Annotated in this window: 11 protein-coding genes; 4 read left to right on the top strand and 7 right to left on the bottom strand. The window is 60.6% G+C overall.

Going from position 1 to position 10,897, the window contains the following annotated elements; translation table 11 throughout:
* Positions 1–57: 57 nt before the first annotated feature.
* From QX039_RS22755 to QX039_RS22745, 3 genes are all read left to right on the top strand, one after another.
* Positions 58–990, top strand: a complete 933-nt coding sequence (locus QX039_RS22755) for an ABC transporter substrate-binding protein (RefSeq protein WP_315773538.1) — start codon at positions 58–60, stop codon at positions 988–990.
* Between the two features lie 57 nt (positions 991–1,047).
* A complete protein-coding gene (locus QX039_RS22750) occupies positions 1,048–1,893 on the top strand; it encodes a GntR family transcriptional regulator (RefSeq protein WP_315773536.1) in 846 nt (281 codons plus the stop codon).
* 170 nt (positions 1,894–2,063) lie between these two features.
* The gene (locus QX039_RS22745; RefSeq protein ID WP_315773534.1) at positions 2,064–2,849 is read left to right on the top strand and encodes a class I SAM-dependent methyltransferase; all 786 of its coding nucleotides are present in this window, start codon (positions 2,064–2,066) and stop codon (positions 2,847–2,849) included.
* Between the two features lie 125 nt (positions 2,850–2,974).
* On the opposite strand, the gene QX039_RS22740 is transcribed toward QX039_RS22745, so the two are convergent.
* Positions 2,975–3,424: a hypothetical protein gene (locus tag QX039_RS22740; RefSeq protein WP_315773532.1), complete on the bottom strand. Its 450-nt coding sequence runs from the start codon at positions 3,422–3,424 to the stop codon at positions 2,975–2,977.
* A 1,197-nt stretch (positions 3,425–4,621) separates the two neighbouring features.
* Here QX039_RS22740 and QX039_RS22735 point away from each other — a divergent pair.
* On the top strand, positions 4,622–4,930 hold the full coding sequence (locus QX039_RS22735; RefSeq protein WP_315773530.1) for a helix-turn-helix transcriptional regulator: 309 nt from the start codon (positions 4,622–4,624) through the stop codon (positions 4,928–4,930).
* Here the strand turns inward: QX039_RS22735 and QX039_RS22730 are convergent.
* The 6 genes from QX039_RS22730 to QX039_RS22705 all read right to left on the bottom strand — a co-directional run bounded on the left by QX039_RS22730 (position 4,866) and on the right by QX039_RS22705 (position 10,816).
* The gene (locus QX039_RS22730) at positions 4,866–5,234 is read right to left on the bottom strand and encodes a hypothetical protein (protein ID WP_315773528.1); all 369 of its coding nucleotides are present in this window, start codon (positions 5,232–5,234) and stop codon (positions 4,866–4,868) included. The genes QX039_RS22735 and QX039_RS22730 overlap by 65 nt on opposite strands.
* Positions 5,231–5,806: a DUF2285 domain-containing protein gene (locus tag QX039_RS22725; protein ID WP_315773526.1), complete on the bottom strand. Its 576-nt coding sequence runs from the start codon at positions 5,804–5,806 to the stop codon at positions 5,231–5,233. Before QX039_RS22725 ends, QX039_RS22730 begins: the two co-directional genes overlap by 4 nt.
* A 4-nt stretch (positions 5,807–5,810) precedes the next feature.
* Positions 5,811–6,005 carry a transcriptional regulator domain-containing protein gene (locus QX039_RS22720; RefSeq protein WP_315754303.1) on the bottom strand — a complete coding sequence of 65 codons (195 nt, stop codon included), beginning with the start codon at positions 6,003–6,005 and terminating at the stop codon, positions 5,811–5,813.
* 1,118 nt (positions 6,006–7,123) lie between these two features.
* Positions 7,124–8,503, bottom strand: coding sequence for an MmgE/PrpD family protein (locus QX039_RS22715; protein WP_315773523.1), 1,380 nt, complete (start codon positions 8,501–8,503; stop codon positions 7,124–7,126).
* Between the two features lie 215 nt (positions 8,504–8,718).
* Positions 8,719–9,681 carry a DMT family transporter gene (locus QX039_RS22710; protein WP_315773521.1) on the bottom strand — a complete coding sequence of 321 codons (963 nt, stop codon included), beginning with the start codon at positions 9,679–9,681 and terminating at the stop codon, positions 8,719–8,721.
* 31 nt (positions 9,682–9,712) lie between these two features.
* Positions 9,713–10,816 carry an NAD/NADP-dependent octopine/nopaline dehydrogenase family protein gene (locus QX039_RS22705; protein ID WP_315773519.1) on the bottom strand — a complete coding sequence of 368 codons (1,104 nt, stop codon included), beginning with the start codon at positions 10,814–10,816 and terminating at the stop codon, positions 9,713–9,715.
* Between the last annotated feature and the right edge of the window lie 81 nt (positions 10,817–10,897).

Below are 10,897 nucleotides of genomic sequence, written 5' to 3'. Positions count from 1 at the left end.
TGTGGCTCGGCGAATTCGGCCTGGGCGGGCAACTCCGTCGAGACGTCCAGAGTCAGAGTGACGATCGGCGGAAAGGCATTCCTACAATACGCACCGGTCACACTTGCCGAGCGCCTTGGCTTTTTCAGGGACGCGGGCCTCGACCCGGAGCTTCTTGACGTGAGCGGCGGATCCAAGGCGCTCCAGGCTCTCGTGGCAGGAAGTGCTGAACTCACCGCTGGCGCTTTCGACCACACGATTCAGATGCATGCCAAGGGACAAAAGATCGTCGGGGTTGTGCTGTTTGGCAGGCATCCGACGTTCGCATTGGCCCTGCGAAAAGAGAAGGCTGCGGACTATCGCGACCCAAGCAGCCTGAGAGGCATGAAGATCGGGGTCACGGCATTGGGATCCCAAACGCAGTTCATGGTGGAGTACATCGCTTTGCGAGCTGGTGTCTCTCCGGCCGACATTTCCTTCGTCAGTGTCGGAGGTGGCACAGGTGCCGTAGCAGCGATCCGCAACGGCGCTGTGGATGGGGTCGTCACGGGTGAGCCGGCGCTTACGGCGCTGACCGCCGCAGGTGACGTCAAACTGGTCGCGGACACTCGCACCAACGAGGGGACCATCGGCATTTTTGGCGGTCTCTATCCGTCAGGGACGATCTACGCGCGGTCAGACTTCATCGAACGCAATCCCGATACGCTCCAGGCCTTTGTTCTCGCGATGGTGCGCGCCCTGCAGTGGATTGATCGCGCGTCCGTCGATGAGATCGCCGATGCGCTCCCGGAGGAATGGGCCAAACCTGATCGAAACATCTTTCTCGCCTCCATCCGGGGCACCCGAGACATGTTTTCGCCCGATGGCCGGTTCAGCGCCGAGAGCGCGGGGATCGCATTTCAGGTGTTGTCGACCGTCGACCCACAATTGCGTGGCGTGAAGGTCGATCTCGCGGAGACATTTACGAACAGATTCGTCGAAAAGGCTCTCCAGACGCTAGCATCGAAATAGCATCGTGGAGAGTTCGAGCCGATGAACACGCCCGCGGCACTGTGGGATCGAGGCTAGGTGGTGGCGCCGCGAGCTCCGCAGCATTCGAACGCTTCTGCTTCGGCCGTCAAGAAAACGGCGCCGAAGACGCGTCCGACAGATAAGCCCAAGCGCCCAAAAGGACGGCCCGCGATCCTTGCAAGACGGCGGCGCGACATACCGCTTCATCATCAGGTGTTCTTGGTCCTGCAGGACGAAATTGCAGAACGCCGCTATGCACCAGGAGAAGTCTTGCCGGCGGAGGCCGATCTGGCTGTGCTCTTCGGCGTCTCGCGCGTGACGATTCGGGCAGCTTTGGACACTCTCGATGAGCTCGGACTGATCGAACGCCGCCAGGGTATCGGCACGTTCGTACGGGAGCTCTCGAAGCCGGAGCCTCTTACCGTGCCGATGATGGACCTCGCTGCTCGAAACAGGGAGATCGTGCGCACAACGCGAGCTCACGTGGTCGAGTTCGAGTTCAAGGTGGCCCCTCGTCACGTTCGCGAGCACTTCCAAGCCCAGCCAGGCGACCTTTTCCAGCGCACAGTTCGCATCCGTTACATGAATGACTGGCCAATCATGCAGGTCACGACCTACATTCCGGAAGCGATCGGACGGCAATTTGGTCCTGAAGACATGGAAGGAGGGTCGCTCTATGCGATTCTGCAGCGCTTCGGCATCACATTCACATCTGGCGAGCAGATTGTGACGGCAGCTGCAGCCGACCCCATCGTCGCAGCACGCCTCAATGTCGCGATAGGCGCACCGCTCTTGAAGGTGGTGCGCATTCATTTCGACAGCGTCGGACGTCCGATTCAGCACTTCGAGCTGCTGGCTCCACCTGCAACCTACGAGCTTCGTATGCCATTGAAAGACTTCTAGCCTGCCTGTAGGCGCGCCAAGTCCCAAGCACGTCCCGTCCAAACTGACATTTCGGTGCGCGTGCGAAGGAGAAGCGCTCACAATCTCATGGGGCCGCGCCGTGGCCGGACCGGCCCACACCGGGAGGCGTCACAAGACATGAGCCTCTGCACGGCGGCCGAACGATACAGATGACGTCCGAACCAGTTTCCCCTTCATTCCCTCGCTTTCAATCGACGGTCCCTCACTACGTGGCCGGGCGACCGAATTACGCACCCGCGCTCATCCAAGTCGTGGCGGATCACCTTCGTCTGACCAAGGACCACCGATTGATGGATCTCGGCTGTGGGCCAGGGTGGCTCGGCATCGCATTTGCGCCCCTGGTCGGCAAGGTCATCGGAATAGATCCGGAGCCTGCCATGCTAGAGGCTGCTCAGGCGATCGCCAACGCGGCGGCCGTTGAGATCGAACTGATCGAAGGTAGCTCGTTCGACCTCAGCCCGCAGCTCGGCCGCTTTCGCGCCGTGGCGATTGGACGCGCCTTTCATTGGATGGATCGCGCCGATACGCTGCGAAAGCTCGACCCATTGATCGAGGAGGACGGCGCAGTCATGCTGTTCAATGACGTACGTCTCGATGTCCCACAGAACGCCTGGTACAAGCGTTACTCGGACGTCGTCGATCGGTTCACCAACAAGAGTGTCGGTTTCGCACCCGAGCGCTTACGTCACGAACCGATCCTGCTGGAGTCGCGCTTCGGTCAGCTCACCAGAATTGGTGTCATTGAGCAGCGTCTCGTGCCTGTCGCTCGCCTGATCGACCGCGCACTATCGATGTCGACCTCCTCGCCTGAACAGCTGGGCGTTCTCGAAGGTCAGCTCGCGCAGGAATTGACGATGGAGATGTCGCCATTCGCAACCGCCGGCGGCGTCGTAGAAGTCATTGAATCGCAGGTCCTCATTGCGCAGCGCCGCTGAGGCTCACAAGCTTCGCTGCCCAATCGACCTACTTGGCCGCCCAACAGGGGCGAGCGCGCCGGCACACGCCAGCCGCCAAAGGTCATCGCACCGCTCCATGACGAAAACGGCCCGCAGCAAAGACCTTAGCTCAGCTCTACACCGGCGACTGAACAAGCGGATTCGATCAGATGCCGCACGGTCCGGGCATCCCAGTCGAGCCTCTCGGGGACGTCCGCCCAGTAATTTGAGAGCACATGTGCAGCATGTCGCGCCTTTACCCCCAGACCAACGACCGTTCTGGCCGGAATCGCCATGATGGCGCGTTCAATCGGGTCAAGCGAACTCAAGACCGCTTCGATGCGCTCGACACCGGGCACCACCACGCCGGAGATCTGCGATTTTGCATCCCAGGTGGCCGCAGCTGATTGCGCATCTTGCTGCTGGAGAGTTGCGAGTTCTGCAGAGAGCGCTTCAAAGCTGCGTCCGAGGGCAACCAGCACGGCGTCGGGATTGCTTTCGATGGCTTGCTCATCGAGCGTCAGACCACCTGGCTCGACGGTTGCCAAAATCCGCAGGGTTTCATCAAGAGACATCACCGAACTCCAGGCCGAAAACGGTCGGTGGAAGGTCGCCGACAGCCGATCGGTTGCAAGGGATCGACGTGCACCCAGCGGACGAAGTCCGCCTCTCCTTCTCGACGTGAGACGATATCGCCCAGTCGTATCAACATCAATACAATATCTGTTTCAGGCCGTCATCAATAGGTCCCAGACTGCCAGAGTCCCGTCACGACGCAATGCGGAGAGCTCGCATCGCGACGCAGGAAACGGCGTTGTCTTTGACGCCGGCTCATTTCACGCGACGTGCCGAGACGAAAGGAGGTTGCGTTCGGCCAGCTTGACTCATGCCACGCAAGCCTGCGCTTGGCGAGCTACCGAAATTGGTGATCCTACACCAGCGGCGGAGTCACCGGCTAGAAAGCTCGTCCGGCGTCCGCAGTGCGGCCTATTGCTGCGTTGCCACTATCATCGCCACTCGTCTTACGCGAGTAGCCAATGCCTGTTCGCCTCACTCGGCACGGCGCTGAACGGCCTCCGTCATGGCGCGGACGCACGTTTGGAAGCCGATGCGGGGTCCGATCGTTGCGCCATCCAGAATGAACCTCGATCTCCCAGATCATGCCCTGAGATGTTCCGCGGGCCCGCCTCACGGCCAGCCTCAACACCCGCGCGGTCAGAATGCATGCTGTGGCGCGAACGGACCAATCTTCCATTCTTGCCGGTGCCAGCTTGGTCATTCGCAGTCGCTGTGGCCGTCCGAACCGTCCCATCCGCGTCATATCATGGGACGGCGCAATCAACGGTTCCGGTTGAGCAGACGGTTGCGACATGTCGCGCCTGAATTGAGCCAAAGGCATGCCGCGCCGCGTTGCTGCGGACCCAAGCACGAACTGCCAGGTTTCAAGGCAATTGACGCATTGCAAGCGGGCCGCTCAACAGCCGGAAAGCTCGCAAGACCGCACTCAACCACTCGCCATCAGGGGTGCATCAATCATCCTCGTACTGCATCGCGCAGCTATCAAGGGGTTGATGTAACGTTCTCGACGAGAGACGCACCGACAAGCCGAGCTGGTCTGGAGCCAGTCGAACCGCAGGGAAGGATGAGGCGCCTGTAGTGCACCCGCAACCTGTCATTTCGGTGCGGGCGCCGGATGACGGCATCAACGTCGTCGAAGAGCGGCTTGCCTGTACGAAGCACATAGTCGTAAACGCCACGGACCATTGGCCGTAATGATAGTCCGGCTGCTCCTCGAGCGGCAATCCCGGCGCATGCCGTTGCCAGGATCTGCCGAAGCTTCAAACCAAGGCAAGCGGCTCAGGAGGTCATCCAAGAAGCCCAATCATGTCGATCAGCACGTGGGAACGCGCTTGCGCCTGCGACGGAACCTGCTCGATCTCAGCCAGGATGACCTGGCAGGACGCCTCGGCGTAACAGCTCAACTCATTCAAAAGTATGAAGCGGGCGAGACCCGGATCAGCGCATCTTGCGCTGTACGAAATCGCAAACCAGCTCGCTGTTCCGATCACGTGGTTCTTTGACGAGATTGACGTCAAGGCAGGCGCCGCTGTGCCAGAGGCGTCTCATGAGCAGACGGTGGACTTCGGTGAGCTTGTGACCAAACGCGAATCTCGCCAACTGCTCGAGCTCTATTTCGGCATATCCGACGAGCGGCTTCGCCGAAAGGCGCTGCAGATGGCTGAACTTCTCCGCTCGCGCGACGACGAGTAATGCGCTCAGGACATCGGCCAAGCCGAATGACTGAGTTTTCGCATCCCCTGATGCAGTCCTTGCCAGAGGGTCGACGTCCGCGGCGGCTGCGAGACGGACCAGCGCGCCGATCATGCTGATCGCCGTTGGCTACGCAGCAGATTTCGATAGCCGCCTCGGATCAGGGTCTGACCTGTTTGAACCAGCCGGATCGTCCGGCTGCGCAGGTCGTGCGTTTTCCATCCCCGATCTTCAACTCGCTCGGACCCGAACAGAACCGTGGCGATCGCCCGATAATTCTGGCCCTCGAGGCGGCCATCCAAGGCGCGCAGCGCAAGAACGAGGCGCCGGCGCTGCTGAATGGGCCCGGTGTGAGCCGGCAGCCGGATCGGACCTCGTCTCAGCGCCGTCCAAAGCCGATAGGCCGCGCGCGTCTGCAAATCGAAATCACGGTCGAGCGGCAGTTCGACAGCCACGGCCGTCCCCTTCGCCGGAAGCCGGGAGAGCATCAGCCGGTGCGTGGCGCCGCCCAACTGCAGCACCGCGTACCAGCCGTCGGACGCCCGTCTCAGCTCGGCGCCGGGCGATCCGCGAAGGTCGAGATGAGAGAATGGCGCGAGCGCACCTTGCGAGGTCGGAGCAACCCGAAGCACAGTCGGCAGCACTTCCGGCGCCCAGAATATGGCCTGAGCATCAAACCGGCGCATTGGGTCAGCCGCGAAAAGAAAGCCCCCATCGCTGCCGGAATTCAGGATCGGTCGGGCCGTCTTTGTCTTGTGCAAGCAGATCGCTGTAATCTCGCCGATAGTCTGGATTACGACGTAGACATTCCCAGGCAAAGTCGGCCGCATCGGCTGTTTCGAGCTTCTTGTAAGACTCGGACGACCGCCAGTTGAACTCGCTCATTACACACTCGTCCCTGCCATTTCCGCTCTCTCACCAAGGTTTGCAGAGGCTAGCAACGAGGGCTCCTGCACGGGGCTATCAATCTGCGGAGTTGACACCGATCGAGCGCAACACAGTGGATTTTGCGTATTCCAGGGACTTTCGGTTTCACTCAAATCGCGCGATTCCGGGCAGCGATGATGAGGCCCCGCTGCTGTCTGCGGCATACCAGCCTCGCCTCAGGTCCACTTTGCTAAGGATTTCAGCAGATCGACGGCGGTCGCGCGACCCTATCAAGTTTGCTTACGCTCAAAGCTCACGCGCGCTCTCAAATGGCGCTCACACCCGTTTGAGAAGCGCTTCGTCCGCCCTTGGCAATGTCGGTCAAGCGATCTGGGCCACAGCTCAATCTGCGGGGGCGAGCTGATGTTCCAGCCATCGTGCCGCACGATCGGAGATCAGCTCCGGACGAAGTCCGGCTACGCCGGCGCTCCTGTGAGGCGCCCCTATCGTAAGCCATTCCCCGAGCGCGCGCGCCCACCCTGCGGCAGGATCAATAGCCAAAAGAGGTGCAGCCAAGCTGCCCTGGCACAATGGGAGACGCCATACCGTTCCCTCAAGCACACATATGTCGTCGCGAACGATGACAGTCCAGTGCTCAACAAATCCGGACCATTCGAGCGCAGATGGTGGCGGTGACGTTCCTGTGCGCAAGCAGCCGAGCAGCTTTGCTGCGAACACAAGGTTCGCCTTTGACCACCGCCAGTTCGTCCCGCAATCTGCCCGATGGGGACAGAGCAGACGGGCAGTATCCGCTCGTGCAAGGGAAGGAGCATCCGTTGCGACGCTAGGTCCGATGAAAACTGGTGTCTTGACCATGCCGGCCTTCTCGCTGCTCAAAACAAGATTTCAAACAGAGACTAAAGGTCGATCCGATTGACGTATGGCGCTTTCACGTCGACGGCGACCGTATCGTCGTCTTCACCGCACTGAAGGATTTCCCGATATGCAGAAACTGAGTGGCCGGTCCCTCCTCGCCGGCTTCACACGTACGCTCCCGTCCAGGGGATGGGACAAAGCCATCTGTATAGACCTGTTGCCAGGATGACTCTTTGCCGCCGTCTCATCGCTCGCTGGGCCTACTGGGCGACCTCAAGCCGCTCGACGGGCGACGCGTCATTCGAGCTGGCGAACAGCCTTGCTTCCAGCATCGATTGCAACGGCGCAACATCTCCCCTTCGCAACGCGCCGATCGCATTTGGAATCCCAGCCGCGACACGAGCATCGGCGCGACCAGCTGCAATGGCTTGGAACTTGAACCCGATGTCGTCCCAGCTCATGGGGTTCGTAGGTTCTCCCTTCGGCGCCAACACGGTCCGCTCAAAGGTGCCCGAAGCCGTGGTGATGCGAACCCGCCCAGGAACCGCAGCCGGGAACATCAGCTCAAATTCGGGATTGACCGTCATGTGGACGCGTCCAGCGATCTCGATGGCTCGTTGGTCTGTCAGCGACTCGTTGCTCAAGGGGAGCAACGCTGGTGCGCCGCTGGTCGCGGCGACACCGAGGCAGAACGGAAGGCTGTATTGCGCTCCTTCCAGCGTACGCGGCTCCACCTCGTTGCTCAGGGTCAACGACCTCCCAAAGGTCTCCACATCGATGCTGATGATGGCTCCCGGATGAATGTCATGATCGCTCAGCAATGTGATCAGCGCGTCAATCGGCGCGTGAATCCAACGGCAGCAACTATAGGGCTTGAAATAGGTGCTGTTGATGAGCCAACTCGTTCCGAGCCCGTCGAGAAGCCGCGCGCGATCGTAACGTTCTGAACTGTCCAGAATGTCGATCGGTCCGGTGAAGCCCTGCTTGGCCAGATCGGCCGCCAGGATGCCATTGGCAGCTCCCCATGGGATGCCCTCTTTGACACTGTTGCCTCTGAACCGGGTGTATGGAGTAGCCGACTGGCTCGGTGCCGTTGTCCCAGCGATTGAGATCGCGTGTGCGATCTGGCTCTGCGACAGCCCTCTCAGCCAACCCACCGCTGCCGCAACCGCTTGACCGCTCCAGAGGCCGCTGTTCACCGTCGGCACGCTTCGCAGATCCCGGGCAGCAGAAATACGAACGCCTATCTCATATCCGATGGCAATGGCGGCAAGCGCCCGTTGCCCATCCAAGGACGGACTGCCGAGCAGTGACAATACCCCCGGAATGATCGCTGCGCCGGGGTGCCCCGAAGCGGCGCGGTGGCCATCATCCAGGTCGAGCGAGCACGCGCAGGCCGCATTGACGAAGGTTGCCCCCGCAGCGGTCGACCGCTCTCCTGAGAACCACATCGTCGCCGGTCCATGGCCCCAGGTCGCGCTCGCTATTCGGCGCACGGCCACCGCATTTGGCGTCTCATGGCCGGCTATCGCGGCGGTCATCAAATCGAGCACGCATTTCGCCGCGCTGATCTGGGCTTCTTCTGGAACTTTGCTCGCGCTGACCCATTCGGCCAACAGCTCGGCAGCGGTGTATGTCATGCGGGCCTCCAGGGATCTTCAACATGTGTGCCGATCGGACGAGGTGAGGTAGCGCAGCCGTCCGACTCATGATTGGCAAACCGAACTCTATCGAAGTGGCACGAAGCTGGCCTTTGAGCATCTTCCGCGCGAATGGCAGCAGGAAGTCAAAGTCGAATTTTGCGAGCACCTATTCGTCGGAGTTATGGGGTTGAGCCGGATCCGCGCCGATCATTTCAGTCGGTTTTGGCGCGGACCGTCGCGGTGTGGTGCCACTTGCCGGGCAGGCGAAGCTTTGGCGAAACTCCGGCCAGCTGCTCGTACATCGCAATGAAGAGATTTGAGGCGATCACGACGGCAATCCCGGCCAGCTCGATCGGGACCGGCATCTCACGCCAGACGAGGAGACCGATCAGAAAGGCAAAGACGAAGGTGGCGTATTCGAAGGGTGCAACGACGCTCGCCGGCGCCATCTGGTAGGCCTTGGTGAGCAGAATCTGAGCAGCGCCGCCCAGAACACCAATTGTGACGAGGATCGGCAAGTCAGTCACGCTCGGCCAGACTGCAGAGAACGGCAGTGTCGCTGCGCTCACCAATGTGCCCGACAGCGAAAAGTAGAAAACAATGGCCATGCTCGTCTCGGTGTCCCGCATCTTGCGGATGGAGATCAATGCAAGGGCCGTAGCCACCGCACCGGCCAGCGCGAACAAGACTCCCGCGGAGAGCCCCCGGCCATCGGGATGGGCCATCAGCAGCACGCCGCCAAATCCGAAAACGACGGCAACAAGACGATGGAGGCGAATGCTCTCCCCGAGCAAGGGAATGGCAAACAGCGTAATGAACAACGGTGCTGCGTAGCCCAGCGCCGTCGCGGTCGCGAGCGGCAGCATCCCGACCGCCGTGAAGCTGAAGAAGAGGGAGCAAAGACCGGCAACGGAGCGGCGCAGATGAGCGCCCGGCCGCCCGGTGCGAAGCACGCGATAACCGCCGAGACGCCGGACAAGCCAGAGAATCGGCAGCAGAGCGAAGAAACTCCGAACGAAGACGATCTGTCCCACGGGGTACTCGCCGCCCAACTTCTTGATCAAGGCGAACATGACGGCGAGCACCGCTGCCGAGAGCACCTTATAGCCGATTGCCGGCAGGTGAGATGACACCGAGCTGTTTGGCACGTCCTGCCGGCTGCTGATGATCGTCATACAAGCCTCATGGTCGAGAAGCGGCCAAGATCTACGCGATACGGCGAAGCTCATCGTCCCAGGGCGCAAGCGGTGCACTGAATGTCTCGATCACCTGGCCCTTGGAAGCCGCATCCAGTCCCAGCCTGCGCAGATTTCGGCCGGTCTCCAGATAGTCCGTCTCGTTGACGATGGAGGCCAGATCGATGATCGACTTGATCGCGGTGGAATGGAGGCCGACCTTGACGCCGAGCTCGAACCAGGGAACCAGAACGTATGGAACGTCCTGCACAATAAACCTGTCGCGCATGTGCGTCGGCGCCATCTTGGTCGTGTTGTGTTCGACCGTCTCTCTGGCGAACTCGCCGAAACTGGCGAAGGCCCTGTCGTAGTAGCTGTTCATGATCGCCACGACAGACTGCGGTTTGAAGCCAAATTCCCTGGCGATCGCCATTCTCTCCTTGTCGACTTCGTCGATGACGCGGGCGACCGACGCCGACATTCCTTCACGATAGAAATAGAAGTCGCCCCTTCGCGTCTCGATCCATCCGGCGTTCATCAGCGCCGGCGTCGGATGAATCACTCCGGTAATGCAAGACATGCCGATCTCGAGAACATTGCTGCGCCACTCCAGCGGCATCGGGAAGATCGCGCCAATCTCATCGCGCAACGCTTCACTGACGTCGACCGGCATCGCTGCGATCGGCATGATGCTCTTGATGCCCATCACCGTCACCTTGCCATCCTGCATTCTCGAGGCGTAGGGCGCCGTGGCGGTTTCGAGGATGTACCGCGCATTGATTTGTCTGCGCGCCATGAGAGCGAAGAAGTTGCCCGTGATCGAAATGACGACATGCTTGCTGAGGTCGAACTTTGCGAGTTCGCTCAGGACGGCCTCATGGCCATATGACGGGACCGTGATGATGATGAACTTGGAGAACCGGACGACGTCGGCCATGTCCGAGCTGACATCCGGATGGAAGCGGCCTTCGATCTTGAGGCCTGCTTCCAGATAGCCGTTGCGGTCGATTGTCTCCGCGTGCCGGCGATGCTCGGGATGCGCGTACAACAGTACGTTCGCTCCTCGACTGGCAAGATCGGCCGCGAACGCACATCCGCAATTCCCGGCACCAATGATCGAAACCGACGTCTGCATGTCGCTGCTCCATGACGCAACCTAACGTAGATTCAAGTATTCTTGGAGCAGCACGATCCGGTCAACATAATAATCCTGTAA

Origin of the sequence: Bradyrhizobium sp. SZCCHNR1043 (genome assembly GCF_032489675.1) — a bacterium.
GTDB lineage: Bacteria > Pseudomonadota > Alphaproteobacteria > Rhizobiales > Xanthobacteraceae > Bradyrhizobium.
The sequence above is the reverse complement of the archived record's forward strand: the minus strand, read 5'-3'. Positions and strand labels throughout refer to the sequence as shown.